Source organism: Yinghuangia sp. YIM S10712, assembly GCF_051388935.1.
GTDB lineage: Bacteria > Actinomycetota > Actinomycetes > Streptomycetales > Streptomycetaceae > Yinghuangia.
In genome coordinates this window covers 69,286-96,183 of record NZ_JBPKBI010000014.1, presented here as the reverse complement: position 1 = coordinate 96,183, position 26,898 = coordinate 69,286, and the positions used below count along the sequence as shown (strand labels likewise).

At 69.9% G+C, this 26,898-nt stretch carries 23 protein-coding genes; 14 read left to right on the top strand and 9 right to left on the bottom strand.

From position 1 onward, the window contains the following. The first annotated feature begins 14 nt into the window (after nt 1-14). From ACRX5W_RS24655 to ACRX5W_RS24610, 10 genes are all read left to right on the top strand, one after another. Entirely contained in the window at nt 15-1,379 is a 1,365-nt protein-coding gene (locus tag ACRX5W_RS24655; protein WP_436790476.1) for an aromatic ring-hydroxylating oxygenase subunit alpha, read from the top strand. Between the two features lie 55 nt (nt 1,380-1,434). After that, nucleotides 1,435-1,956, top strand: a complete 522-nt coding sequence (locus ACRX5W_RS24650) for a hypothetical protein (RefSeq protein ID WP_436790475.1) — start codon at nt 1,435-1,437, stop codon at nt 1,954-1,956. Between the two features lie 99 nt (nt 1,957-2,055). Further along, complete coding sequence (locus ACRX5W_RS24645) at nt 2,056-2,691, top strand: TetR/AcrR family transcriptional regulator (protein ID WP_436790474.1); 636 nt, start codon at nt 2,056-2,058, stop codon at nt 2,689-2,691. 263 nt (nt 2,692-2,954) lie between these two features. Next, on the top strand, nt 2,955-3,425 hold the full coding sequence (locus ACRX5W_RS24640) for a hypothetical protein (RefSeq protein ID WP_436790473.1): 471 nt from the start codon (nt 2,955-2,957) through the stop codon (nt 3,423-3,425). Between the two features lie 93 nt (nt 3,426-3,518). Beyond that, the gene (locus ACRX5W_RS24635) at nt 3,519-4,790 is read left to right on the top strand and encodes a cytochrome P450 (protein WP_436790472.1); all 1,272 of its coding nucleotides are present in this window, start codon (nt 3,519-3,521) and stop codon (nt 4,788-4,790) included. Continuing rightward, nucleotides 4,787-4,981 (top strand): ferredoxin, encoded by a 195-nt coding sequence (locus ACRX5W_RS24630; RefSeq protein WP_436790470.1) that lies wholly within the window; start codon nt 4,787-4,789, stop codon nt 4,979-4,981. Before ACRX5W_RS24635 ends, ACRX5W_RS24630 begins: the two co-directional genes overlap by 4 nt. Nucleotides 4,982-5,204: 223 nt before the next feature. Next, entirely contained in the window at nt 5,205-5,777 is a 573-nt protein-coding gene (locus ACRX5W_RS24625) for a carboxymuconolactone decarboxylase family protein (protein ID WP_436790469.1), read from the top strand. Nucleotides 5,778-6,117: 340 nt separating this feature from the next. Next, nucleotides 6,118-6,873 carry a (5-formylfuran-3-yl)methyl phosphate synthase gene (locus tag ACRX5W_RS24620; RefSeq protein ID WP_436790468.1) on the top strand — a complete coding sequence of 252 codons (756 nt, stop codon included), beginning with the start codon at nt 6,118-6,120 and terminating at the stop codon, nt 6,871-6,873. Between the two features lie 7 nt (nt 6,874-6,880). Next, entirely contained in the window at nt 6,881-8,293 is a 1,413-nt protein-coding gene (locus tag ACRX5W_RS24615; protein ID WP_436790467.1) for an aldehyde dehydrogenase family protein, read from the top strand. Continuing rightward, nucleotides 8,290-9,390 carry an NAD(P)-dependent alcohol dehydrogenase gene (locus tag ACRX5W_RS24610; RefSeq protein ID WP_436790466.1) on the top strand — a complete coding sequence of 367 codons (1,101 nt, stop codon included), beginning with the start codon at nt 8,290-8,292 and terminating at the stop codon, nt 9,388-9,390. The genes ACRX5W_RS24615 and ACRX5W_RS24610 overlap by 4 nt, the downstream gene beginning before the upstream one ends. A gap of 58 nt (nt 9,391-9,448) precedes the next feature. Here the strand turns inward: ACRX5W_RS24610 and ACRX5W_RS24605 are convergent, their stop codons facing one another. The 3 genes from ACRX5W_RS24605 to ACRX5W_RS24595 all read right to left on the bottom strand — a co-directional run bounded on the left by ACRX5W_RS24605 (nt 9,449) and on the right by ACRX5W_RS24595 (nt 13,218). Beyond that, a complete protein-coding gene (locus ACRX5W_RS24605; protein WP_436790465.1) occupies nt 9,449-10,354 on the bottom strand; it encodes a class I SAM-dependent methyltransferase in 906 nt (301 codons plus the stop codon). Between the two features lie 242 nt (nt 10,355-10,596). Continuing rightward, nucleotides 10,597-12,381, bottom strand: coding sequence for a beta-glucuronidase (gene uidA, locus ACRX5W_RS24600; RefSeq protein WP_436790464.1), 1,785 nt, complete (start codon nt 12,379-12,381; stop codon nt 10,597-10,599). A 261-nt stretch (nt 12,382-12,642) separates the two neighbouring features. Further along, nucleotides 12,643-13,218 (bottom strand): TetR/AcrR family transcriptional regulator, encoded by a 576-nt coding sequence (locus ACRX5W_RS24595; RefSeq protein WP_436790463.1) that lies wholly within the window; start codon nt 13,216-13,218, stop codon nt 12,643-12,645. A 255-nt stretch (nt 13,219-13,473) separates the two neighbouring features. On the opposite strand from ACRX5W_RS24595, the gene ACRX5W_RS24590 reads away from it, so the two are divergent. Next, nucleotides 13,474-15,918, top strand: a complete 2,445-nt coding sequence (locus ACRX5W_RS24590; RefSeq protein WP_436790462.1) for a glycoside hydrolase family 2 TIM barrel-domain containing protein — start codon at nt 13,474-13,476, stop codon at nt 15,916-15,918. Nucleotides 15,919-16,156: 238 nt separating this feature from the next. Here ACRX5W_RS24590 and ACRX5W_RS24585 read toward each other — a convergent pair whose 3' ends face one another. From ACRX5W_RS24585 to ACRX5W_RS24565, 5 genes are all read right to left on the bottom strand, one after another. Next, entirely contained in the window at nt 16,157-17,029 is an 873-nt protein-coding gene (locus tag ACRX5W_RS24585) for an aldo/keto reductase (RefSeq protein WP_436790461.1), read from the bottom strand. Nucleotides 17,030-17,126: 97 nt separating this feature from the next. Further along, the gene (locus tag ACRX5W_RS24580) at nt 17,127-18,641 is read right to left on the bottom strand and encodes a class I adenylate-forming enzyme family protein (RefSeq protein WP_436790460.1); all 1,515 of its coding nucleotides are present in this window, start codon (nt 18,639-18,641) and stop codon (nt 17,127-17,129) included. Nucleotides 18,642-18,750: 109 nt separating this feature from the next. Next, nucleotides 18,751-19,551, bottom strand: a complete 801-nt coding sequence (locus ACRX5W_RS24575) for an enoyl-CoA hydratase/isomerase family protein (protein ID WP_436790459.1) — start codon at nt 19,549-19,551, stop codon at nt 18,751-18,753. Next, nucleotides 19,524-20,321, bottom strand: coding sequence for an enoyl-CoA hydratase/isomerase family protein (locus tag ACRX5W_RS24570; protein WP_436790458.1), 798 nt, complete (start codon nt 20,319-20,321; stop codon nt 19,524-19,526). The genes ACRX5W_RS24575 and ACRX5W_RS24570 overlap by 28 nt, the downstream gene beginning before the upstream one ends. A gap of 5 nt (nt 20,322-20,326) precedes the next feature. Then, nucleotides 20,327-21,160, bottom strand: a complete 834-nt coding sequence (locus ACRX5W_RS24565) for an enoyl-CoA hydratase/isomerase family protein (protein ID WP_436790457.1) — start codon at nt 21,158-21,160, stop codon at nt 20,327-20,329. A 442-nt stretch (nt 21,161-21,602) separates the two neighbouring features. Here ACRX5W_RS24565 and ACRX5W_RS24560 point away from each other — a divergent pair, with 442 nt between their 5' ends. Beyond that, entirely contained in the window at nt 21,603-22,823 is a 1,221-nt protein-coding gene (locus ACRX5W_RS24560; protein ID WP_436790456.1) for a CaiB/BaiF CoA transferase family protein, read from the top strand. Between the two features lie 43 nt (nt 22,824-22,866). On the opposite strand, the gene ACRX5W_RS24555 is transcribed toward ACRX5W_RS24560, so the two are convergent. Beyond that, on the bottom strand, nt 22,867-24,144 hold the full coding sequence (locus ACRX5W_RS24555; protein WP_436790455.1) for an acyl-CoA dehydrogenase family protein: 1,278 nt from the start codon (nt 24,142-24,144) through the stop codon (nt 22,867-22,869). 218 nt (nt 24,145-24,362) lie between these two features. Here ACRX5W_RS24555 and ACRX5W_RS24550 point away from each other — a divergent pair, with 218 nt between their 5' ends. Further along, on the top strand, nt 24,363-25,673 hold the full coding sequence (locus ACRX5W_RS24550; protein ID WP_436790454.1) for an FAS1-like dehydratase domain-containing protein: 1,311 nt from the start codon (nt 24,363-24,365) through the stop codon (nt 25,671-25,673). Continuing rightward, nucleotides 25,670-26,821 carry an acyl-CoA dehydrogenase family protein gene (locus tag ACRX5W_RS24545; RefSeq protein WP_436790453.1) on the top strand — a complete coding sequence of 384 codons (1,152 nt, stop codon included), beginning with the start codon at nt 25,670-25,672 and terminating at the stop codon, nt 26,819-26,821. Before ACRX5W_RS24550 ends, ACRX5W_RS24545 begins: the two co-directional genes overlap by 4 nt. The last annotated feature ends 77 nt before the right edge of the window (nt 26,822-26,898 follow it).

The following is a 26,898-nucleotide window of genomic DNA, read 5'->3' as shown; positions in this document are numbered from 1 at the left end:
CGAGGGGAAATCGGATGACGGAGACGACGGCAAGGCCCGGTGACTGGGCCGAGACAGCGTTGGGTCTCTCGGACATCGGGGACCGGTTCCGTACGCGCGTTCCGACCGACCGGTACCGGTCCGAGGAGTTTCAGCAGCGCGAGCGGGAAGCGATCTGGATGCGTACGTGGCAGGTGGTCGGCCGTACCGACGACCTGCCCCACGCGGGCGACTGGACGGTGCATCGGATATTCGACCAGTCCTACATCGTCGTCCGGGGCAAGGACGATGTGATCCGCGGCTTCGTCAACGCCTGCCGGCACCGCGGCAACCTGTTGTGCCAGGGCAGCGGAAACGCCAAGCGTTTTCTGTGCCAGTACCACCTGTGGTCCTACGACCTGGACGGGAAGCTGCGCGGCGTGCTGCGCGAGAACATCCAGGCGCCGTTCGACAAGGAGAACCACGGGCTGCTGCCGGTGCGCGTGGAGTGCTTCGCCGGATTCGTGTTCCTCAACCCGGACCCGGACGCCGCTCCGCTCGCCGAGTTCCTCGGTCCGGACGTCGCCGAGCTCCTCGCGCCGTACCGCCTCGACGAGATGACCACGGTCATGAACGTCCGCGAGGCGCTGGAGTGCAACTGGAAGGTCGTCATGGACGCCTTCCACGAGGGCTACCACGTCTCGGGCGTCCACCCGCAACTGCTGCGCATGATCGACCTGGACCCCACGAAGAGCCGCTACAGGTTCTTCGGCGACCACTGCGTCGCCGTGGCTCCGTTCGACGTGCCCAACGCCGCCCAGTACACGCCGGAGCAGCAGGTCGCGGGCATCAAGGAGCTGCCCGAGACCTTCCCTTCGCTCACCGGGGTCCTGCCGCGTTTCGACGAGTTGGTGGCGACGTACGCCGACAGTGACGGGAAGCTGGTGTTCCCCGAGGGCGTCACGGCGCGGACCATCCTGCAACAGGCCACCCGCGACACCCTGACCGGAATGGGCCTGGACGTCAGCGGTCTGACGGACGCTCAGATGAGCGACAACCAGGGCTGGGCGCTGTTCCCGAACTTCTTCATGACGATCCGCGCGGGCGAGTGCCACGTCATCATGGCCGCCCCCCACCCCGACGGCGACCCGAACCGCTGCGTCTGGCACGTGCGAAGCCACATGTGGCTGCCGCCAGAACACCGCGACGAATTCCGCGCCGAACTCGTCGAGGTCGAAGAGCCCGGCAGCTACGAGTACTTCCTCGCGCTCCAGCAGGACTACGAGCAGATGCAGCGCCAACAGGACGGCCTGCGCAACAGCACGCTCGACCACATGTCGCTGGTGAAGGAAGAGGTCGTCGTGGCCCACTTCCACGCCGTCGTCGACCGGTACCTGGCGGAGGGGCGCACACAGCCCTGAATGTGAATGTGCATGACCGACACCGGAGTCGGACGGATTCGAGAAAGGAAACCGAATGAACATCGAGGACCGGATCGCCCTGCACCGCCGGATGGCGGAGGCCTACCGTGACGCCTACCGGAAGCAGGCGGTACAGGAAGGCGCGACGTACGCGGAGTGGCAGTTCGCGGACCACGCCGAGTACTCGTCGCCGTACTTCACCTGCAACGAGGTCCTGGACCTGTCCAACGTGTCGATATCCGTGGCCGACTACGCCACCACGGAGGCCAAGGCCTACACGGTCCGGTTCCCCGACTGGGGGCTGGCGGAGTTCAAGTGCTGGCCGGCCGAGAACGGCTTCGTCATGAAGACACGGTTCGAGGGCACCGCGAAGGACGACGGCACCAAGATGACGTTCCAATCGTACGGCTTCGTCGAGACCGACGAGCAGGGGCTGATCAAGCGGTGGGAGACGCACGTCAACGGTGAGGAATACGGCCCCTTCCTCGAACGTGCGATCGGTGTGCGCGGGCCGTTCCCTGATCAGACGGTCTACCACGACGCGCTGACCCGGACGCTCAAGGAAGGCGGATTCTGACCGAAGGCGCCGCATCGTCCGGTGCGCTGCGGGGCCGGACTCCCCTTCTCCCCGGGACGTGAGAAACTGTTCGGCAACGCTCTCGCCGAAGGGGATACTGTGCCGACTGCTGCGTCGCCATTGGGCCGGCCGGTCGGTGCCAAGGGTGAGGAGACGCGGCAGCGCATCATGGCCGCCGCGATGCGCTGCGTGGCCGAGGTGGGATATTCGCGCGCGACGATCCGCGAGATCGCCCGTGGCGCCGGGATGACCAGTGGCAGCCTCTACCACTACTTCCCCAACAAGGCGGAACTCGTCAAGGCGACGTTCCTGGATCTCGCCGAGTTCGCGGTCCCCCGGTTGGCCGCGGCTGCGGACCGGGCCGAAGGCGTCCTGAACAAGCTCATGGCCGTCTTCGACGAGGGCGACCAGTTGATGCGCGATTATCCCTTCGCGGTCGCCTTCGACCGTGCGATCCGAGTCGAGAGTCCGGAACACCTGCACCTGGCCGAGGACAGTGACACGATCTTCAATGCCTTGCGGGCGGTGATCGTCGACATCATCGAACAGGCCGCCGATGAGGGCGTTCTCGGAACGGAAACCGACAGCGAAAACGCCTCGAACGCCATCTATGTCGTCATGCGAGGCCTGTACGAGCATGCGGCCACGGCACCGCTCGACGACTACCACGCCACCGTGGGCGCGCTGAAAATGCTCATCCGCGGCACCCTGTTCGACTACAAAAGACTGGCCTGACAAGGCCCCTGCCCGGCGTACGGACAATTCCCCCGGCTTCGGCGCCACAATGGTTCGTACGCGAAGTCACCGCCGGCAACCGTGACTTCGAGGCGCCGGCCCACCCGTACGCCGGGCACTGCACCACCATCGTCCGCTCATGATCCCCGGCTGCCGTCGACCCGGCCGCGGCCACGTTGCCGCTTCGGATGCTTCTTGACAGCAGCGCCGCGACTCAAGAATGATATTAATCAATCAATTGATTAATGCAGGAAGGCGGAAACATGGCTCTGCGGGAAATCGAAGAGGTCATCGGGGATCACACCGGCCTTTCGCGGAAGGTCCTGGAATACGGCCTTGTCACAAAGCGCGTGGTGGACACGGCGAAGCAGCCCGGGTTCTCGGCGGAGAGCTGGGCACCGCTGGCCGAGCTTGTCGCGGTCGACGAGTTCGAGCGGGTCGGCAACTTCAAAGAGGTCATGAACTGGCAGGGCTACGTCGAGTTCCTGACCGGCTGGGCGGCCTCGGCCGAGTGGGAGTGCTCGTTCAAGCGCGTGACCGAGGTTGCCGGGTTGGTGTTCCTGGAGCTTGAGGAGCGCAGCCGGGTGGGGGAGTACACCAGCGTCGTCAACTCGGTGTCCGTCTATGAGTTCGACGACGCCGACAAAATCCGGCACATCGACGTCTATCTGCAAATGGCACTGCCCCAGGGCGACATGTTGAAGAGTTACGAGGGCGTGCAGATTTCGGAGTGAGCGGCCGCGCGTCCCGCACACCTGTAAGCGGGATGTTCGGCGCGGAAGCCCCTGGGCGGAGCGCCCGGGTGGAGGGGACGAGGAATGACCGACATGGATTCCGTGGACTTTTTCACGGACAACGAGCTTCTGCACGATCCTTACGAATATCTCGCGGCCTTGCGAGGCGAGTGTCCGGTCCGCCGGGAGAAGCACCACGACGTGGTGATGGTCACCGGCTATGAGGAAGCCGTCGCGATTTACAACGACACCGAGCGGTTTTCGGCGTGCGTCTCGGTGACCGGGCCCTTCCCCGGATTCCCGGTGCCCCTGGAAGGGGACGACGTCTCCGACCTGATCGCCGAGCACCGCGACAAGCTGCCGATGAGCGACCAGCTTCCCACGATGGATCCGCCCCTCCACACCGCTCACCGGGCGCTCCTGTCACGGATGATCACCCCGAAGCGGCTGCGGGAGAACGAGGAGTTCATGTGGCGCCTCGCCGACCGGCAGTACGACGAGGCACTGGTCGACGGACGCTGCGAGTTCAACGGCGACTACGCCTCCCCGTTCGCGATGCTCGTGATCGCCGACCTGCTGGGCGTCCCGGAGGACGACCACGCGGAGTTCCGCGAGGCGCTGCTGACCGCGACGGGCACAATCGGCAGCAGCGGTGGCGACGCGCTGGGGCACACGCCGCTGGAATACCTGTACGGCAAGTTCACCGAGTACATCGCCGACCGCCGCGAGAACCCCCGCGACGACGTGCTGACCGGCGTCGCCTCGGCGACCTTCCCCGACGGCGGCACCCCCGAGGTCATCGACGCGGTGCGCGTCGCGGCGAACCTCTTCGCCGCCGGGCAGGAGACGACCGTACGCCTGCTCAGCAGCGCGGTGCTGATGCTCGCCGAGGACCCCGGACTCCAGGCCAGGCTGCGCGCCGACCGCGGCCTGCTGCCGAACTTCATCGAGGAGACGCTGCGCTACGAGAGCCCGGTGCGCGGCGACTTCCGGCTGTCCAAAGTCCCGGTCACCGTCGGGGGCGTGGACATCCCGGCGGGCACGACCGTGATGCTGCTCAACGCGGCCCTCAACCGCGACCCGCGCAAGTTCCCCGAACCCGACACGTTCGACATCGCACGCACGAACGCGCGGGCGCATGTCGCCTTCGGCCGCGGAGTCCACAGCTGCCCGGGAGCGCCTTTGGCCCGCGCCGAGACGCTGGTCAGCCTCAACCGGCTCTTCGACCGGACCTCGGACATCCGGATCGACGAGGACAGGCACGGCCCCGCCGGCGACCGCCGCTACCGCTACCTTCCGACATTCATCCTGCGCGGACTCACCCGCCTCCACATCCGGTACACACCGGCCGCGAGTAGCTCGTGAGGGCATCGGTCGACCCGGAACTGTGCGCCGGACACGGAGCGTGCGTCGACAGCTGCCCCGACGTCTTCGCCCTCACCCCCGGCGGATTCGCCGAGGCGACGGAGGAGGAGATCCCCGACGACCACCTCCGCCAAGCCGAACAGGCCGCGAGCCGCTGCCCGGAGAAGGCGATCACCCTGACCACCGCATAGGCGCCCGACCGCCTTGTCCGGCGGCGGCCTGGGGCGCCGACGCCTGGGGCCTCCGGTACCGGCTGGCCGGATCCGTCGGGGACGAACCCGTGCACGTCGCCCCGGCGCCGCCGGGCAGTTCGCGCTGGTCGCCGTCCTGCGCCACCGAGAGCCACACGTGCGCGGGCAGGTCGCCGGGAGCTTGCCCACGCGCATCCCCACCAACACGAGAGGACCCCGCGACATGGCGCGAACGGAACCGCTCCGGACCAGGGAATGGCCGCAGGCGATGCGCGAGGCCCTGGCCGCCATGGTCCCGCCGGAACCCCGGCACGCCACCCCCGCCCGCGACGGGCGGCCCAAGGCACTGAACATGCTGGGCACGTTCGCGCACCACCCGGCGCTCGCACGCGCGTTCTTCACGTTCAACGGCCACATCCTCATGGCGACCACCTTGTCTCCCCGACATCGGGAGATGGTTGTCCTGCGAGTCGCCGTACTGCGCAAATGCGGCTACGAATGGGCCCAGCACATTTTCGTCGCGCACGACGCCGGGCTGACCGACGACGAGATCAGTCGCGTCGCGTACGGCCCCGAAGCACCCCGCTGGACCCCGCTGGAGTCAACGCTCCTGCGTGCAGTCGACGAACTCATCGACGGGGGAGCGGTCACCGACGACACTTGGTCCGCGCTGGCGGAAGACCTCGACACACGCCAACTCGTCGACCTCGTCTTCACCGTCGGAGCCTACGAATCGGTCGCCTTCTTCCTTCGCTCCTTCGCCGTGGAACTCGACGACGACCTGCGGCAGGACTGACCACCGCTCCGCCGATCCGAGCAGGTCGGCGGCGTGGACTCCGTGACCACGGTCATGGCCGAGTGGCCGGCTTCCGTACTGTCATGACGGCCCCCGCGGTCGAGGCTCCGCGCGTCGACTGCACCGCGCCCCACGGTTCGGCGGTCGCAGCGTGGCTGATTCCCACCGGCGCGCGCAGCGCGTTCGGAGGGAGTGAAAACTTCGTGCCAAACAACCCGTTCGAGCTCCGTGCGCTCTACCGGGAGCCACGTTCTGCAACGAATGATGAGCGCACTGCAAGCAATCCAGGCGACTCCGCACTCCTGCCCTCGGCGGACGGAATGCGGGGAAGGAGTCCTCGTTGTTGCTTCTCATCTCCCCGGACAGCGTCGAAGAGGCCCTCGAATGCGCGAAAGCGGCCGAGCACCTTGACATCGTGGACGTCAAGAAGCCCGACGAGGGATCGCTCGGTGCGAACTTCCCGTGGGTCATCAGGGAGATCCGCGAGGTGGTCCCGGTCGGTACGCCGGTCTCGGCAACCGTCGGAGATGTCCCGTACAAGCCCGGCACGGTCGCGCAGGCCGCGCTCGGCGCCGTTGTCTCAGGAGCCACGTACATCAAGGTCGGCCTCTACGGATGTGCGACGCCCGCCCAGGCCGTCGACGTCATGAGCGGAGTCGTCCGAGCGGTGAAGGACTACAGGGCTGACGCGCTCGTCGTCGCGTCGGGGTATGCCGACGCGCACCGGATCGGCTGCGTCAACCCGCTCGCGCTGCCCGACATCGCCGCGCGGGCCGGCGCCGACGCGGCCATGCTCGACACCGCGATCAAGGACGGGACGCGGCTGTTCGACCACGTTTCCCCCGACGCGTGCGAGGAGTTCGTCCGGCGGGCCCACGACGCGGGACTGCTCGCCGCGCTGGCCGGCAGCGTCAAGGCCGCGGATCTCGGCGCGCTGACCCGCATCGGCACGGACATCGTGGGGGTGCGCGGGGCGGTCTGTGACGGAGGGGACCGCAACGCCGGAAGGATTCGTCCGGAGCTGGTGGCCGCCTTCCGGGCCGAAATGGACCGGCACGCTCGCGAGCACGCCGCCACCGTCGCAGCCGCGAGCTGACCCCGACATGCCGACGAGGCGAAGCGTCCGTCGCGCGCCGGGGGTTCGCGGCGAACGCTTCGCCGTACGCGATCCCGCCACCGGCGAGGCGTTCGACGCGGCCCCCGACCAGCGCGCGGACGAGCTGGACGCGATCGTCGACCGGGCCCACGACGCGTGGCGCGGCTGGCGTACCGACCCGGTCGCGCGCGCCACCGCGCTGCTCGCGGCGGCGGACGCCGTGGAGGCGGCCGGGGCCGAGCTGGCCCCCCTGCTCACGCGGGAACAGGGCAAGCCCTTGGCCGAGTCGAACGCGGAGGTCGCGCGTACGGCCGCACGCCTGCGCTATTTCGCCAGGCTGCGCCCCGAGACGCAGGTGATCACCGACGGCCGGCCGGTGCACAGCGACATACGCTGGCGACCGCTCGGCCCCGTAGCCGCGATCGTGCCGTGGAACTTCCCTCTCCAGCTCGCGTCGGCGAAGTTCGCCCCCGCGCTCGCCGCGGGCAACACGATGGTGCTCAAGCCGTCTCCGTTCACGCCCCTGGCCACCCGGCTGCTGGCGTCCGTCGTTTCCGCGGCTCTTCCCGACGGAGTCCTGACGGTCGTCACCGGTCGCGAACCCCTCGGGGCCCGACTCGCCTCCCATCCGGGGATCCGCCACGTGAGCTTCACCGGGTCGGTCGCCACCGGGAGGGCCGTGGCCACAGGCGCGGCGGGCTCGCTCGCCCGGGTCACCCTGGAACTGGGCGGCAACGACGCGGCCATCCTGCTGGACGACGTGGACGTCGAGGGCATCGCGGACCGGCTGTTCTGGGCGGCGTTCCGCAACTGCGGACAGGTCTGCATGGCGGTCAAGCGCGTCTACGCCCCGAACCGGCTCTACGCGCAGGTGGTCGACGCCCTCGCGCTCCGCGCCAAGACCGCCGTCGTCGGTGCCGGGCTCGACCCGGACTCGCAGATCGGACCGGTCAACAACGCCGGCCAACTGGCCAGGGTCGAGCGCTATACGGCGCAGGCCCTGGCAGCGGGAGCCCGCGCCGCCGCCGGCGGCCACCGGCTTGACCGGGCGGGATACTTCTTCGCCCCGACGATCCTGGCCGACGTCCCGCCCGACATTCCGGTGGTGACCGAGGAGCAGTTCGGCCCCGTGCTGCCCGTGCTGCCGTACGACAGCGTCGACGACGCCGTCGACGCGGCGAACGGCACCGGATTCGGGCTGGGCGGGTCGGTGTGGGGGACCGACCCGGACCGGGCGGAGGCGGTGGCCGACCGGTTGGAGTGCGGAACGGCGTGGGTCAACCACCATGCCGAACTGTCCCTAGCCCAGCCCTTCGCGGGCGTCAAGGAGAGCGGGGTGGGTGTCGCGGGCGGCCTGTGGGGGCTGTACGGCAATCTCAGGCCGTTCGTCGTGCACCGCGCTCGGGAGGCGCGATCGTGAAGTTCGATGCGGCGGTGCTGCGTTCGTACGAAAGCCCGTTCGCCGTCGAACAGGTCGTCCTGGACGCCGGGCCGGCCGACGGCGAGATCCTGGTCCGTATCGCGGGCTGCGGGATGTGCCGCACCGACCTCGCGGTCCGGCATTCGGCGGGCCGTTCACCGCTGCCGGCGGTCCTCGGGCACGAGGGCGCCGGCGTCGTGGTGGAGACGGGCGGGCCGGACACCGGCCTGCGGGCCGGCGACCGTGTCGTGCTGAGCTTCGACTCGTGCGGGCACTGCCGGAACTGCCTGGGCGCGGCCCCCGCTTACTGCGAGTCCTTCGCCGCGCTCAACCTCTTCGGCGGACGGACGGACAACGCGGCACGGTTCACCGACGCCGCCGGACGGGTCCTGGCCCCGCGCTGGTTCGGCCAGTCCTCGTTCGCCGAGTACGCGATGGTCTCGGCCCGCAACGCCGTACGGGTCGACGCATCGCTGCCCATCGAACTGCTCGGACCGCTCGGTTGCGGATTCCTGACCGGCGCCGGAGCGGTCATGAACTCCTTCGGCGCCGGCCCCGGGGACACCGTCGCGGTCTTCGGCGCGGGGGCGGTGGGTCTGGCGGCGGTGATGGCGGCGTCCGCGGCCGGGGCACTGACGGTGGCCGTCGACCGGCACAGCGAACGGCTGCTCCTCGCCGAGCAGTTCGGGGCGCACCCCGTGCGTGCCGATTGCTCCGACCCGGCGGACCGCGTTCGGCGGCTGACCGACGGAGGCGCGCAGTACGCCCTGGACACCACGGCGTCGCCCCGGCTGATCAACCTGGCGCTCCGAGCCCTGCGCCCGACCGGTCGGCTCGGCCTCGTGGCACGGCTGCACACCGCGCTGCCGCTCGACGTGGGCACCCTGGACCAGGGCCGCGGCGTCTTCCACATCTGCGAGGGAGACGCGGTACCAGGGCTGCTGATCCCGCGCCTGACCGCACTGTGGCGGGCCGGCCGCTTCCCCTTCGACCGACTGATCCGCACGTACCCGCTCGCCGACATCAACGAGGCGGAACGCGACTGCGAGGCGGGACGCGTGGTCAAGCCCGTCCTGATCCCCGAGACGAGGTGCTGACGCGCGACCTTGTCGTGCGCCGGCCGACCGCGGTGTCACGGCTGCTGGTTGCCGGGCGTCACGACGGCGGCTTGGCCGCGAACACCCACCGGTTGCCTTCCAAGGCGTCATTCGGCTCGGGGAGCGGTCCGCGCCCGTGCTCGCGGGTGAAGTCGAATGGCGTGCGGACCGATGTCGTCCAGCCCCGGCGGGCCAGATGACCCGCCGAGTCGGGACGCGGCTCCTTGTCGAACAGGTCGAGCAGGTCGATGCCGATCAGGTCCCTCGTCGCGGTGTACAGCGGGCTGTCGCGATACTCCGCCAGGTCCCTCTCCAGCTTGACCTCGAAGGCCAACGCGCTCCCGCCCGGGGCCAGTTGGTCCACCATCCCGATGAGGTACGTCTCGGCGGCGCCGGTCAGGTAGAACAGCAACCCCTCGGCCAGCCAAACGCTCGGCGCGCTCGTGTCGAAGCCGGAGTCGATGAGTGCCCCGACCCAGTCCTCGCGCAGATCGACGGGAACCGGCACACGTGTCGCCTTGGGGGTGGCCGACAGCCCGGCGAGCACGCCGTGCTTGAACGCCAGCACGCTGTCCCTGTCGATCTCGAAGACCACGCAGCCGTCGGGCCAGTCGAGTCGGAACGCCCGCGCGTCCAACCCCGCACCGAGCAACACCACTTGGCGGGCACCGGCGCCCACCGACGAGAGAAGAAAGTCGTCGAGCACCCTTGTGCGCAGACCGAAGTACCGCGCGAACCGACCCCACAGCGGGCACGCGTCACCCTCGGGGACCTGATCCAGGCGGACCGGCCACCCCGCAGACGCCGGCGCGGCCCTGACGAAATGCTCCGCATAGGTGTCACGCGCCAAGCTGTCCCGACGATGCGTCTCGATCGCCCGCGCCGCGGCCACCAGCAGGGCGGTGACACCGACGCCCCCTGCCACACCGTCCACATCGGTACCCCGCCGCGCCGTGCCGACCATGTGCCCTCCGTACGTTGTCCGGGGTAACCCACTATTCAGTCGGCGCGTGCCGGAGGCTGCGAAAGCCCGGGAGATCCACCCGAACAGGTGAAGGACCGCCCGAGCGGCGTCGACGGCGGGCTGTTGCCGGATCAGCAGACCGACGAATGCCGGAGCAGCCGCGCTGACGGGCTGGTCGTCGGCCGACGCCGGCGGCACCGCGTCCCGAGGACGGTGCCCGCCGCCGGTCGACAGGCCGGGTTTTACCGGCTCTTGTCCCGGTGCCAGCGGCGGCGGAGGGTGAAGGCGGCGGTTTTGGGGCGGCGGTCGCGGGTGAAGACGCCCTTCTTGTTGCCGTCGACCCGGACGATCGCCGGGCGGGTGGCGAAGTCGGCGAAGTTCCAGACGTGTTCGCCGACAACGGCGTCGATGCGGTCGAAGACGCGGTGGTACATCTCCAGCAGGCGGGCCTGGTAGTCCTCGGACCACGGGGTGTCGACGACGGTGTGGAGACCGGCGACCGCGTCGGCGCCGTACTCGGTGACGATGATCGGTTTGCCGTGCCTGTCGGCCCAGGCGCGCAGCTCGGCCTCCAGCCCGGGTTCGGCCTGCGCGAGGTCGCCGGTGTCCTTGTACCAGCCGTAGTAGCGGTTGAGCATGACCACGTCCGCGAGGCCGGTCAGGGCACAGGTGTCGGGGCCGTCCTGGATCATGTTGACGAACCCGACGGGCCGGGTGGGGTCGAGTTTGCGTGCCTCGGCGAACAGCGGCGCGAAGTAGTCGCGGGCCGCCTGGCTGCCGCTTTCGGGCTCGTTGGCGATGCACCACAGCACGACGCTGGGGTGGTTGCGGTCGCGCAGGACCAACTCGCGTACGGCTTGCAGGTGGGTGCGCCGGGTCGCCGAACCGATGGTGTCCTCGGTGTAGGTCGAGGGGATGCCGGTCAGGCCGTAGGTCACCAGGACCTTGAGGTTCATGCCGACCGCCGCGGTCTCGTCGATCACGACGATCCCGTGCCGGTCGGCGTAGTCGAGCACTTCCTCGGCGTACGGGTAGTGCGAGGTGCGGAAGGAGTTCGCCCCGGTCCACTCCATCAGCTCGAAGTCGTGCACCATGAGGGCGTCGTCGTGGCCTTTGCCGCGCACGATCGCGTCCTCGTGCTTGCCGAACCCGCGGAAGTGGAACGGCTCGCCGTTGATCAGGAACCGCGTGCCGCGCACCTCCACGGTGCGCACGCCCACCGGCTGGAGGTAGCTGTCGACGAGGCCGGCGCTCTCGTCCAGCAACCGCGCCTCCAGCTCGTAGAGGTAGCCGTCGCCGGGCGCCCACGGATGGACGCCGGGGACGGTCAGCAGGCCGGTGGCGCCGTCGGCCGAGGCCACCTCGGTGCCCTGCGCGTCGCGCAACACCACCTGGACGGACGCGGTGCCGGCCTGGTCGATCGCGTACCGCACGGTCCCGGTGTCACCGTCCAGTCCAGTGTCGACAGAGATGCCGGTGATGTGGGTGGTCGGCATGGTGTGCAGCCAAACCGAGCGGTGCAGGCCGGCGTAGTTGAAGAAGTCGTGGAAGTAGTTCTGCGTCCGCCCCGCAGGCGTCTCGGTGATGTGGCCGGGCGGGACGGAGGCCCACGTCAGCTCGTTGTTCACCACCACGGTGATGCGCGCCGCCCCGCCCGGCCGCACGTGGTCGGTGACATCGGCTTCGAACGGCGTGTAGCCGCCCTCGTGTTCGGCCACCAGGGCGTCGTCGACCCACACCACCGCCCGGTGGGTGGCGGAGTCGAACCGCAGTACGATCCGCTCACCGGCCCAGCCGCGCGGCACCCGCACCGTCGTCTGGTACCACGCGTCCCCGACGTGATCGCGCACCGCCGGGTCCGGCACGATGTCGTTGTAGCTCGCCGGCACCGGCATCTCCCGTGCCCCCGCCAGCGCGCCGCGCCACCAACCCGCAGCCCGGCCCGCACCCTCGGGATCGAGCCGGAACGCCCACAGGCCGTTCAGGCACTTTCGCTCGCGGGTGGCATTGTCCTGGGGGCGCAGCATGCGTGGCTCCTTTGCCTGGGTCCGGCGGCCATTACGCCGCCGCCCAGCTTTCCGTGGCAATCGGTTGCCAGGTGTTGTCCCAGTCTCGGTCGCCGATCCGCCGCCGAGGACACGGAACGAGATCCCGTTTGATCTTCGGTGCCGGGTGCCGGGTGCCGGGGCGGGGCGGGGTGCCGGGTTTCCGGGTGCGGGGTGCGGATCTGGGTTTCCGAACATCCGACTTGCCGCCGAAGTCCTCGGGCGCTGTTGCGACTTCGTCGTTCAAACGGTGAAGAACCGGTCGGCGAAGGTCTCCCATTGGGCGAGAAAGTCGATGCCAGGGTCGCGCAGCCAGTAGTGCTGGAGGCCGTCGAGGAAAGCGAGGAGTTCCACCGCGGCCAGGTCGGGGCGGGGATGCCAGGCCAGGATCCAGTGCTCGAACATGGCGCGGCCCTCGCTCAGGCGTGCCTGGAAGTAGGCGTGCGCGGGGTGGTCGGGGCTGAGCGCTTCGGCCGCCAGGACGGCGTACAACTTCAGGATCGGACGCTGCGTGAGGTTGCGGCGGACGACTGTGGTCATCAATTCGCGCGCCGAGGCCGGATCCTTCGCCGGTTCCAGGGCGCCGGCGATGTTGGTGAGGTCGAGTTCGTCCCGTCGTTCGAGGACCGCGACGAGCAGGGCGTCCTTGGACGGGAAATGGTGGAGCAGTCCGGCCTTGGTCATGCCGCAGGCCGCGGCGAACGCGTCCAGCGGCACGCCCTTGAAGCCGGAGGATGCGATGAGGGCGGTGGCCGCCTTCAGGATTTCCTCGCGGCGTTCGGCCGGCGGCAGCCGACGGCGGCCTGAGGCGGGGGACATGCGTGTACGACTCCTCGGGGCTGGAATTCACGCCGATCCTAGCTGCCGGACTACCCTATCTACGTTTTGGTAGGTAAGGTTTCGTCGCCCGCTCACCGCGCCCCCGGGTTCGGCGCATTCGACCTGATTGCGTCCGAGGGCTCGTAGACCACCACGAGGGGAAGCCCGCCTCTCGTCTCGTTCGTGCGCTCCCTTGGCATCTGTCCCGGTGCACGACCGGCCCGACGGTCGGTGACACGAAGAGGAAGAGAATCCGTGATCCGCACGTCCTTCAACGACGGCTGGCAGGTCCGGCCGAAGGCGAATCCCTTCGTCGAACTGGCGGGCTCCGCCGTCCCGTTCCGCCCCGTCACGCTGCCGCACGACGCGATGATCGGGCAGCGGCGGGCGGCCCCGGAGGGCGAGGCGACGATGGACGCGCACGCCCGCGCGTACTTCCCCGACGGTGTCTTCGAGTACCGCAAGTCGTTCTTCGTCCCGGAGGACCACCGGGGCAGGCGGGTCTTCCTGGAGTTCGAGGGCGTGTACCGGGACGCGACCGTGTACATCAACGGCGATTACGCCGGGCAACGCCCTTACGGCTACTCCGGCTTCCTCGTCGACGCGGGCCGGTTCCTGCGCCCCGGGCAGGACAACGAGGTCCGCGTCGAGGCCCGCGTCCACCGGGACTCGCGCTGGTACACCGGCGCGGGGATCTATCGCGACACCTGGATGCTCGTCGGCGGCCTGGTGCGGATCGCCCCCGGCGTCCGTGTCACCACCCCCGACCTCGACCCTCACCGGGCGGTGGTGGAAGTCGCGGCCACGATCGAAAACGATTCGGTCGCGCTCCGCACGGTCGAGCTGGTGGCCGAAATACGCGACGCCGCCGGGACGGTCGTCGCCACCGACACCGCGAAGGTCACGGTGCTGCCCGGCGAGCCCGCCACCGCGCGGCGGCGCCTCTACGTCTTCGACCCGTCGCCGTGGAGCCCGAAGTCGCCCTCCCTGTACTCCTGCGAGGTCAGGATCCGCGACGAGGACGGCGAAGCGGACGCCGAGACCGTCGTCTTCGGCATCCGCTCACTGCAACTCGACCCCCGCTCCGGGCTGCGCGTCAACGGCGAAACCGTCAAGTTGCGCGGCGCGTGCGTCCACCACGACAACGGGATCCTCGGCGCGGCGACCCACGCCCGTGCGGAGGAGCGTCGGGTGGCCATCCTCAAAGACGCCGGGTTCAACGCGATCCGCATGGCCCACCACCCGATGGGCCGGGCCATGCTGGACGCCTGCGACCGCCTGGGCATGCTCGTGATGGACGAGGCCTTCGACATGTGGACCTCGGCCAAGAGCGACTTCGACTACAGCCTCAGCTTCCCCGAGTGGTGGGAGCGCGACATCGAGGCGATGGTCGCCAAGGACGTCAACCACCCCAGCGTGATCATGTACTCCATCGGCAACGAGATCCCCGAAACCGGCTCGGCCGCCGGCGCCGCCTGGGGCCGGCGGCTCGCCGAGAAGATCCGTTCCCTGGACGGCACCCGCTACGTCACCAACGGCATCAACAACATGGTCGCCGTGATGGCGGATCTCAAGCAGATGGCCCCGCAGACGGCTGACGCGGACGGCGACAACACCGGCATCAACACCTTCATGGCCAACATGGGGGATGTGATGAACATGCTCAGCACCTCCGAACTGGTGACCGAGCGAACCGCCGAGTCGTACGGCGTGCTGGACGTCGCGGGCATGAACTACTCCGACAGCCGCTATGCCCTGGACAAGGACCTGTTCCCCAACCGGATCATCGTCGGCACCGAGACCTTCCCCACCCACATCGACACCAACTGGCGGCTCGTCGAGCAACACAGCCACGTGATCGGGGACTTCACCTGGACGGGCTGGGACTACCTGGGCGAGGTCGGCATCGGCCGCCCCCGCCACCTCACTTCCGAGGAGCCCTCCGACCTCCTCGCGCCCTACCCGCACCTGCTGGCCGGCTGCGGCGACATCGACATCACCGGCCACCGACGCCCCGCGTCCCACTACCGGGAGATCGTCTTCGGCCTGCGCACCGAGCCCTACATCGCCGTGCAGCGGCCCGAGCACCACGGCGAGACATGGGCCGGAACCCCCTGGGCGTGGAGCGACTCGATCTCCAGTTGGACCTGGCCCGGTTCCGAGGACAAGCCCGTCACCGTCGAGGTCTACAGCGACGCCGACGAGGTCGAACTCCTCGTCAACGGCCGCTCCTTCGGCCGCAAACCGGCGGGCGGGGAACAGCGCTTCCGGGCCGAGTTCGACATCGCGTACGCACCCGGCGAACTCGTGGCCGTCGCCTACCGCGACGGCGCCGAGACCGGCCGCCACGTCCTGCGCACGGCCGCCGGCTCCGTACAACTGCGTGCAGAGGCCGACCGACGGGCCATCACCACCGCGGGCGGCGACCTCGCCTTCGTCACCCTCACCCTGACCGACACCCACGGCACCGTCCACACCGCCTCCGACCGGCCGGTCAGCCTGGAAGTCTCCGGCAACGGCGTCCTGGCCGGCTTCGGCAGCGCCGCCCCCGCCACCGAAGAGCGTTTCGACGCCACCGAACACCACACCCACGAAGGCCGCGCCCTCGCCGTACTCCGCCCCACCGGCCCCGGAGAGATCCGCCTGCGGGCTTCCGCCCCGGCCTGCGATCCGGTCGAGGTTTTGATCAAGGTGGCATAGAAACCCGGGTATCGGCCGGGCCGGCGAGCGCAGCACGGCTGTACCCCGACCGGGCGGACGACTTCGACCTGGTCGTGGTGTTCGTCGAGTACCTGCTCGCCCGCCCAATCCCATCCGGCGCCCGGGAGGACACCCGCGACGCATACGCGCGACGCGTGCTGTACCGGTCGTTCGTCGACGAGACCCGTCGTGGCTACCGCCGCGAGTATCCCGGCGATGAATCACCCCACGGGACTTCTCATGCGGTGACGCTGCTGAGCGCTTCGAACTCCTTGTCGCTCAGTTCGACGGTTGCTCCGAGGACGTTCTCTTCGAGGTGCGCCACCGACGAAGTTCCGGGGATAGGCAACATGGCCGGGGACCGCCGCAGCAGCCAGGCCAGGGCGAGCTGCGCGGGCGAGGCGCCGTGGGAGGCCGCGATCCGGCTCAGCGGGCTGTCCGGTCCGGCGAGGCCGCCCGTGGCGAGCGGGAACCACGGGATGAACGCCAGGCCCTTGGCCTCCGCGTAGTCCAGGACGTCCTCGGAAACGCGGTCGGCCAGGTTGAAGCGGTTCTGGACCGAGACGATCCGCGCCGTCTGCCCGGCCTCCTCGATCTCGGCCACGGAGACCTCGCTGAGGCCGATGTGGCGGATCTTGCCCTCCTGCTGGAGCGCGGCCAGCTCGCCGATCTGCTCCGCAAGCGGCACCTTCGGGTCGATGCGGTGCAGTTGCAGCAGATCGATGCGCTCCAAGCCCAGGTGCCGCAGACTCAGTTCCACCTGTTGGCGCAGATACTCCGGCCGCCCCACCGCGGTCCAGGCACCGGGACCCTGACGGGTGAACCCGGCCTTGGTGGCGATCACCAGATCGTCGGCGTACGGATGCAGGGCCTTCTTCAAAAGCAGATCCGCGGTGAAGGGTCCGTACGCGTCCGCCGTGTCGATGAAGTTGACGCCCAGCTCGACGGCGCGGCGCAACACGCGGACGGCCTCGGCCGGGTCCTCCGGATCACCCCATACCCCTGGTCCGGTCAACTGCATGGTGCCGTAGCCGAGACGTCGGACGGTCAGGTCCCCGCCCAGCGTGAAGGTGCCGGAAGCGGCCACCGGCTGATCGACAGGTTCGGACATGTGTTCTCTCCCATGGGGTCCGGGTGGTGTGTACGCGGACACCGAACGCCTCCCGGACGTGCGGAATTCCCCGGCCACGGGCAACGCGGCGCCGCCCTTACGGCTGCGTTCCGCCGTCGGCGGGTGCTCGGTAGAACTTGCGTTCGACGAGTCGGGGGGACAGAACCTTGCCGATGTCGTTGCGGGGCAGTGCGTCGAGCCTGGTGAACCGGACGGGGACCTTGTACGGCGCCAGATGTTCCCGGCACAGTGCGTCCAGTTCGGTGTCGCCGGCGTCCGTGCCGGGGCGGAAGACGACGAAGGCGTACGGCACTTCGCCGAGCCGGATGTCCGGGACTCCCACGACCGCGCATTCGGCGACGGCGGGGCTGAGCCGCAGCACTTCCTCGACCTCGGCGGGGAACACCTTGAGGCCACCGCGGTTGATCATGTCGGAGACCCGGCCGTCGATCCACAGGAAGCCGTCCGCGTCCAGGTGGCCGATGTCCCCGGTGCGGAACCATCCGTCGTCGGTCATGCGGTCGTCCAGTTGTGTTCCGTCCGCGTATCCGGACGACAGCGACGGTGTACGCACCTGGACCTCGCCCTGGGTGGCGTTCCCGGTGTCGTCCGCGATGCGGATCTGTACGCCGGGGTTTGCACGTCCGACCGCGCCGAGCTTCGACTCGCCGAAGGCGCGGGCGTCGGCGGCGTTCCAGCCGACGATCTCCCCGCCGATCTCGGTTTGGCCGTAGCAGTTGAGGACGGTTATACCGAACCTGTCGCGGAAGCGCCGCGCCTGAAGCGGTGACAGCGGCGCGCTGATGCTCCGGACGATGCGCAGGGGTTCCAGGGAGGTGATGCGGGGATCGTCGCAGAGCATCACCATCGCGGCCGGCGGCAGCACGGTGGAGCGGATGCCGAACCGCTTGACGGTCCTCGCGAAACCCTCGGGCTCGAACCTGTCGATCAGCACGACCGGCGCCCCGACGAGGAACGCGAAGAGCACGTTGTAGATGCCCGCCCACAAAGACAGCGACGTGGGGATCAGGTTCGGCATGGGGGCTTTGCGCGGAGCGCCATCGGCGCCGGTCTTCCGTGAGCCAAGCAGGTTGCGCAGGACCGGCTCCAGCAGATCCAGCACAGTGTCGTGCCGCAGGAGGACGGACTTGGGGCGGCCGGTGGTACCGGATGTCGACTGGATGAGTGCGACACCGGACTCGTATGCGTGGGTCTCGGTCACCCTCCCGGTCGGCGCGCGCCATCCGTCCGCGGTGGCGACCACGGTCGGAAGGTCGGGGAACCGGTCCGCGCCCGCCTCGTCGGTGACGACCACGGCGGGGCGGGTGGCCTGCACCAGCCGTGCGACCTCGGCGTCGGTCAACCGGGGATTCAACGGCATGTGCGCGGCGTCCGCCGACCAGACGCCGAACAACGCGGCGACGGTCGCGGCGCTGTTGGGCAGCATCGCGGCTACCGCCTGACCGGGCCGCACACCGGTTTTCCCGAGCAGCGTCCCCAACGCGTCGGCCAATGCACGCAGTTCCGCGCGAGACACCACGGTGTCGCCCGCATACACCGCCGGGGTGTCGTCGTCTTCGCTGCTCTCCAGCAGCTCACCCAGGGTTCTCATGCCGGGTCACCTGCCTTTTGGCGCGGCGGCACCGGGTACCGGAGCCACCCCTGGCACGTCCGGGGGGCTGTGGCACGAGCCGGGGCGGTTGTTGCGGTCTCGTGTCGCTTCACACGGTCCACCTAGGCTCCCGCTTCTCGGCGAAGGCGCGCGGGCCTTCCTCCTGATCGGGGTGACCCCACATGGACACCAGTTCCTTGGCTCCGGCCTTGCAGGCGTCGGTCAGGCCCATTTCCAGGGCGGCCCACAGCGCACGCTTGGTGGCGGCCATCGCGGCGGGGGAGTTGCGTGCGATTTTCTCGGCGAGTTCCTGGGCGGCGTCGCGCAGGTGCTCGGGCGGGTCGATGACTTCGCTGATCATGCCCAGCTCGAGGGCACGCTGCGCGGACATGCGTTCGTGTCGGCCGGTCAGCGCCATGCGCATCACGGCCTCGAACGGCATCTTGCGCAACAGCCCGATGGCCTCGATCGAGACGACCTGGCCGACGGAGACGTGCGGGTCGAAGAACTGCGCGTCCGAGGCGGCGATGACGATGTCGGCGTCGGCGACCCAGTGGAAGGCACCACCCGCGCACAGCCCGTTGACCGCGGTGATGACAGGCTTGGCCACGCCTTGGTGCCACGCGGTGAAGTGCACGTCCCACTCCTCCATCGACCGGCGGTAGCGCTGCATGCCGACGCCGTCGGACGCGATCTCGGCGACATCGACGCCCGTCTGAAAGGCACGTCCCTCACCGGTGTGCACGATGACGCGCACCTCGGGGTCGGCGTCGAGCACCTTCCACGCGACCGCGAACTCGTCGCGCATCGCGCTGCTCATCGCGTTCAGTCGGTCCGGACGGTTGTTGACGAGCCAGCCCACCGGGCCGCGCCGCTCCAACTTCAGGTGTTCGAGTTCGGGGTATGCCACGGGGAAGTCCTTCCAGGGTGTTCCAGCGCGTTCCACAAGGCCCGCTTGGTCGCGGCGAGAAGCTCGGGTGGGTTGCGTGCGATGGTCGACGCCAGTTCGTGGGCCGCGTCGCGGAGCGTGTCCGGTGGCGTGACAAGTTGGCTGACCATGCCCAGCCGGTAGGCGCGTTCAGCCGTGAGCCGCTCGTGGCGGCCGGTGAGGACCATGCGCATGACAGGTTCGAACGCCATGCGCGCGCCCAGGGTGATCGCTTCGGACGCGGAGACCTGGCCGACGGTGACGTGCGGGTCCAGGAAGACCGCATGGGCGGACGCGATGACGATGTCGGCGTCGGCCACGAAATGCAGTCCGCCGCCCGCGCAGACCCCGTTGACCGCGGCGATCACCGGCTTGGCGACTCGATTGTGATGGGCCGTCAGCCGCAGCTCGGAGCGCTTGGTGCGGCGGGACTGCTCGCGCAACGCCGCGGGGTCGCGGGCGAGTTGGGCGACATCCAGGCCGGTCTGGAACGCCTTGCCGTTGCCGGTGTTCACGATCACCCGCACCGCGGGGTCGGCATCCAACTCACGCCAGGCGTATTCGAGTTCGGCGAGCATCGCGGCGTCCATCGCGTTGCCTCGCGCCGGCCTGTCGAACACCAGCCAGCCCACGGGCCCGTCCCGCTCGACGACGAGGCGCGTGTACGACCGCGGCGTCGTGTTGTCGGTGCGAGCCCCCGAACCGGAGGCCGGGGCACCGAGGGGGCCCTCGGCGTCGGCGTGGTCGGCCATCGCGGTCACCGTCCCCGGAAGTCGGCCGGGCGCTTCGCCGCGAATGAGGCCATGCCCTCGCGGAAGTCGCGGCTGCGCGAGGAGAGTTCCAGGGCGAAAGCCTCGTCGCGCAGTTGCTGCTCCAGAGTCGAGGAGCCCGCACTGTGCATGAGCCACTTCGTCAGCCCCAACGCGACGGTCGGGCCCGTCGCGAGTTGCTCGGCGACGTCTGCGGCCTCGGCATCGAGGCCGGCATCCGGCACGGCGCTGTGCACCAGCCCCCATTCCTCGGCGCGGACGGCGTCCACCTTCTCGTCGAGCAACAGCATCCTCCGGGCCCGGACTTCACCGATCCGGCGCGGCAGCAGCCAGGTGATGCCGCTGTCGGGGGTGAAGCCCCGTGCCGAGAACGGCGCCCAGAAGCGGGCCGTCTCGGAGGCGATCGTCACATCGGCCGCGAGAGCCATGGACAACCCGATGCCGGCAGCCCACCCGCGTACCGCGCACACCACCGGGACCTGCACCGTCAGCATGAGCGGAATGAGGCGGTGGGCCTGCGACGGCAAACGGCGCTGGATGCTGCCCACGCGTGGCTTGGCGTCGGTTCCGTCGGTCCCGTGGGCGGAGTTGCGCTGCACGATGTCGGCGCCGGTGCAGAAGTGCGGCCCTCGCGCCGACAGGAGGACAGCGCGTACCGCCTCGTCGCGTCCGGCCGCGTCCAAGGCGTCGATGAGCCCCGAGACCATCGTGTCGTCGAGCGCGTTGCGTTTCTCGGCCCGGTCGAAGGTCAGGCGCAGGAGCCCACTGCCGTGGTCGAGGTCGACGTTCAATCCGGGCACCGAGCGATAGGTGTCGGTCACGGCTGGCTCCTCCATCGCGGTCCGCGGACTTGTGTGTCGCGGCCGGCGCTTCTCCGCCAAGGCCGACGGCGTCGAGCGAGCTTCCGGCTCGACTTGGTGCCCTCGCAGCGGTGCTGTGCAGCGGCGGTCGCCGCCGGTATTCGGTTTGAGCCGCCATCGCCGGGCTCTCCCTGTCGCCGCGTATTCCCCTGAGGCTTTGACAACCACGAGATATGAATATTGTATATATTAATCGGTTTGAATGGACAACCGCGATGGCGATACGGAGGCCGGTCATGAGAGAGGTTGTGATCTGCGAGCCCCTGCGCACAGCGGTCGGCGGCTATGGAGGGTATGGAGGGGCCTTCCGCCCGGCCGCGCGGCGGACCGTGCCCGGCAGCGCGAGGGCCGCGTAGTGTCCGGCGGGGGCGCGGGTGACGCGTTGGAGCGCCATGGCAGGCCATTGGACGGGATCCGGGTTCTCGCCATCGAGCAGATGCAGGCGCTGCCGTACGCGACGCAACTGCTTGCCCGACTGGGCGCAGAAGTGATCAAGGTCGAGCCTCCCGGTCCCGGCGAGACGGGCCGGGGCTCGCTACCGGCGATGACCGACCCCGAGGGGCGCAAGGTCGGCATCACCTTCCTGCGCAACAACTTGGGGAAGCGCAGCATCACCGTCGACCTGAGGACCCCCGAGGGTTTGGCGATCGTGCGCGAATTGGCGGAGAAGGCCGACATCGTCTGTGAGAACTTCAAGGCCGGCGTCGCCGGACGCCTGGGGCTGGGCTACGAGGAGGTCGCGAAGATCAACCCGCGAGCCGTGTACCTCTCGGTCTCGGGGTTCGGCAACACGACCGAGACTCCGTACGCCGGCCGGCCCGCGTACGCCCCGGTGGCCGAGGGCATGGCCGGTCTCTACGAGTTCAAGCGCACGCCGGGCGTTGCGCCCGCCGTGTCGCCGCTCGGTGCACTCGGCGCAACCGGCTCGGCGCTGTTCGCGGTCATCGGCGTCCTGGCCGCGCTACGGCACCGCGATCTGACCGGCGAAGGCCAATACGTGGACATCTCCATGTACGACGCGATGGTCGCGCTCAACGACACCGGTATCAGCTATTGGTCCATGGGGCTGAAAGACGGGGGCCTGGCACCCCTGATCAACCACGCGTTCGCCGCCCGCGACGGCTATGTGATCGTGCAGTGCGGCCGCCCCCACATGTTCAGGCGCCTCGCCGAGCTGATCGGCCGACCCGAGTGGATCGAGGACCCGCGGCTGGCAGGGCCGCAGGACTGGTTCAACCGCATCGAAGATGTGATCCGCCCCGGGATCGAGGCGTGGGCGGCCGACAGGACCCGTTTTGAGGCGTGTGCCGCCCTGAGCGCGGCCGGGGTGGCCTCCGGGCCGGTCCACAACGCGGGCGACGTCATCGCGGACGAACACATCAAGAACCGCAACATGGTCGTGGCGATGGAACGCACCGACGGGGTTCCCGATCCCGTTCTGCTGCCCGGCAACCCGGTCAAGCTCTCCAAGGTCGCCGAGGGCGGCGAGACGCGAGTGCCATGGCCGGGTGAGCACACCGAGGAGATTCTCCGCGACGAACTCGGCCTGGACGCCGACCGGATCGCCGAACTCCGGGCAGCCGGCGCGCTCGGGCCGCCCCGCTCCTCCACGGACGCCGGGTAGATGCCGACCGAACGCGATGCCGACCGAACGTGATGCCGACCGGTCATCCGCGCGGGACTTCGCGCCACGGCCTGCCCTCCCAGGGGTCGGCTTCTTTCGGCAGCCCGAGCACGCGTTCGGCGATGACGTTCTTGTTCACTTCGCTCGTGCCGCCCTCGATGGTGTTGGCGCGGCTGCGCAGCATGCCGCGCACCTCGGGGGGCATGGCCTCGGCGTAGTCCTCCGGGTCGCCGTCCCAGGCGGTGGCGCCCAGGCCGAGCATGAGCGCGGCGGTGGCCTGGATGCGCTGGTTCAGCTCCGAGCCGTGGACCTTCCCCACCGACGATTCGGGGCCCGGGGGGAGTCCGGCCTTCAGGCCGGCGCGTACGCGGGCGTTGGTCCAGGACCGGATCTGCTCCTCGCACCACAGCCCGACCAGCCGGTGGCGGGTGTCGGCGTCGTCCCAGCCGTGCGGCAGGCCGGCCGCGGACCGCTCGCGGGCGAGGCGGATCAGCCGGGTGGTGCCGGTGCCGCCGATGCGGTCGACGCCTCCCGAGCCGGACCCGGCGACCATCTGGCGCTCGCCGGACAGCGTCGCCCGCGCGACCCTCCAGCCGTCGCCGACAGCGCCGATCCGCTGGGTGTCGGGCACGCGCGCGCCGTCGAGGAAGACCTCGTTGAAGTCGACCTCGCCGCCGATGTGTTTGAGCGGGCGCACTTCGACGCCGGGCTGGTGCATGTCGATCAGGAAGTACGTGATCCCGTCGCGCTTGGGAACATCCGGGTCGGTGCGGGCGAGCAGGACGCCGAAGTCGGCGAGATGAGCCCACGTCGTCCACACCTTCTGGCCGGTGATCCGCCAGCCGTCGCCGTCGCGTTCCGCGCGGGTCGCGAGTGAGGCGAGGTCGCTGCCCGCCCCGGGCTCGCTGAACAGCTGGCACCACACCTCCTCGTTGGAGGCGATCCTCGGCAGGAAGCGCAGGCGCTGTTCGTGTGTGCCGTGCGCGAACAGGGACGCCGCGGTGAGGTTCAGGCCGAGGGGGTTGAGGCGGGGCAGGTGGTAGGGGCGCAGTTCGCGCTCCGCCGCGGCGGCCAGGGGGCGCGACCAGCCCAGCCCGCCGTACTCGACCGGCCACTGGGGTACGACCAGGCCGCTCGCGGCGAACTGCGGGTACCACGCGCGGTATTCGTCCTGCGTGCGCACGGTTCGCACCGCGCTCGGACCGCCGCGCTCCGCCGCCTCCCGCCACGCGGGCGGCACGGTCGCCGCGACCCACGCGCGCACGCGCTCGGCCGCCTCCTCCGCGCCCGTGCAGTCGGCCAACGGCCTGCCCTGGCTCATCCGCGTGCTCCTGTCGTCGACCCAGCGGCGGCGGTGCCGGGTCTGGGAGCCTCGGCCGCCGTGCGGGCGTCCTTCGGTCCGCAGAGCATCCGGCGGTACTTCGGCGCGCGGCACCGCGTGGCCCCGGTTTTTAAATCATGTATTCAATATCTACCATAGGATGCGAGTTCGGCCCACACGGTCGACGGGTGGCGGCGTGGCCGCCGGAAAATCGGACGGTGGCGTTGGCAACCGACGGCATGATCACGGACGAAGGGCTGGCGCGGCTGCGGTCCCGTATCGGCGTACCGCAGGTGTACCCCGCGCCGCCGCATTACCGCCGCCCGAACGAGGACGCCTTCCGCCAGGTCGCGCGTTCGTACGGCGACGACAATCCGCTGTGGTGCGACCCCGAATACGCGCGCGGCACCCGGTGGAAGGGCTCGATCGCCCCGCCGCCGCTCATCGGCGGGGACAGCCTGATCGGAGAGGACGTCCTCACCGACGACGAACTCGCCCGGCAGGCCGAGCTGAAGGGCGACCCGCTGCGCGGGGTGCACGCCTTCTACGCCGCCAGCGAGCGCGAGTGGTGGGCCCCGCTCGCCCCCGACCACCGCGTCAGCCGCCGCACCGCGCTGGTGGGCGTGGTCGACAAGCCGGGCGAGTTCGGCGGCCGGGGCGTCCAGGAGTGGACCGCCCAGGCCTTCCAGACCCACGACGGCACCCCGCTCGGCGCGCAATACCGCATGATGTACCGCACCGAGCGTGAGAAGGCCCGCGCCCGCAAGAAGTACGAAGCCATCGAGCCGCAGGTCTGGGACGACGAGGCCCTCGCCGCGATCGACGCCCAGTACGCGGCCGAGGGACCACGCGGCGCCGAACCGCGCTGGTGGGAGGACGTACAGGTCGGCGACACCATCGGCCCGCTGGTCAAGGGACCCCTGACCGTCACCGACATGGTCTGCTGGCACGTCGGCATGGGCATGGGCATGTACGACGTCGCCCCGCTGCGCCTCGCGCACCACAACCGCCTGCGGATCCCGCGCTTCTACCACCGCGACGAACTCGGCATCCCCGACGTGATGCAACGCGTGCACTGGGACCCGGAGTTCGCACGCAAGTCCGGCAACCCGACCACGTTCGACTACGGCCGCATGCGCGAGACCTGGCTCATCCACGCCTGCACCGACTGGATGGGCGACGACGCGTGGCTGTGGCGGCTGCGCGTGGAGTTCCGGAAGTTCAACTACGTCGGCGACGTCCAGTGGACGGAAGGTGCCGTGGTGCGGCGCTACCTCGCCGACGGCGGGCGTCCCGCCGTCGACCTGGAACTGCACACGCGCAGCCAGCGCGACGAGATCACCTCGCCGGCCACCGCCACGATTCTGCTGCCCAGCCGCGAGCACGGCGCCGTCCGGCTCCCCGCACCGCCCGGGAGCGCGACCAGCCTGCCGGAGGCGTTCGACGCGGTCATCGACGGCTTCCGCAGGGACGGCGCCGCCCCCGGCAGGGGCCCGACGGGCAACTCCGAGAACAGGGACGACCGATGAGCGACCTGACGATGTTGCGAGAGTCGGTGCGCTCCGCCCTCGCCGCGCTTTCGCCGATGAACGAGGTCCGCCGCCTCATGGCGACCGGCGACGGGTGGGAACGGCCGACCTGGCACCGCCTGTGCCGGGAACTGGACCTGGTGGGCTTGGCCGTACCGGAGGCCTACGGCGGCGCCGGGTTCTCCACCGTCGAACTGGGCGTCGCCTTCGAGGAGGCAGGCCGTTCGCTGTTGTGCGCGCCGCTGTTCTCGACGGCGGGCCTCGCGGTGCCGCTGCTTCTCGCGCTCGGGGACGACGAGGCGAACGGGAAGTACCTGCCCGGCCTTTGCGACGGTTCGACCACCGCGACCGTCGCGGTCGCCGACGCCGACGGCCGGTCCCTCGTCGACGGCGCCGACTACGGCAAGCCGGTCACCGCGCTCGGGACCAGCGACATTGTCCTGAGTGGCACCGCCGGTTTCGTCGTCGACGGCGCCACCGCCGATCTTGTCCTGGTCCCGGCGCAAACACCGGACGGCATGGGCGTGTTCGCCGTGCCGGGCGATGCGCCCGGGTTGACCAGGACCGCGCTGGTGACCCTGGACCAGACCCGCAAGCAGGCTCGCCTGGTGTTCGACCGGGTACCGGCGACCCGCGTCGGACACGGCGACGCCGCCGAGGCCGTGCGCACCGCACTCGACGTGGCGCGGGCGCTGCTCGCCGCCGAGCAGGCCGGTGGGGCCGCGCGCTGCCTGGAGGAGACCGTCGAGTACGTGAAGACCCGGGTGCAGTTCGGCCGGCCCATCGGCAGCTTCCAGGCGATCAAGCAGCGCGCCGCAGACCTGCTGATCAAGGTCGAGTCGTGCCGGTCGGCCGCGCTCGCCGCGACCCAGGCCGCCGCCGAGGCGCTGCGGCAGCCCGTCCCGGAGGAGGCCCGCATCCCCGACCTGCCGGAACTCGCGGTGGCCGCCTCGGTCTCCCGCGTCTACGGAGCCGACGCCTGCGTCACGGTCGCCGCGGAGGCGATCCAACTCCACGGCGGTATCGGCTTCACCTGGGAGCACGACGCTCACCTGTACTTCAAACGGGCGTGGTCGAGCCGTGAGATGCTCGGCCGTCCGGAAGAACACACCGAACGGCTGGCGGCACTGCTCGGGGACATGGTCTGACGCGTCATGCCGACGAGGTGGCGCGCAGTCTTGTTCGAGACAGAGTGGGCGGCCGGGCGCGTGGCGGGCTGACGCGC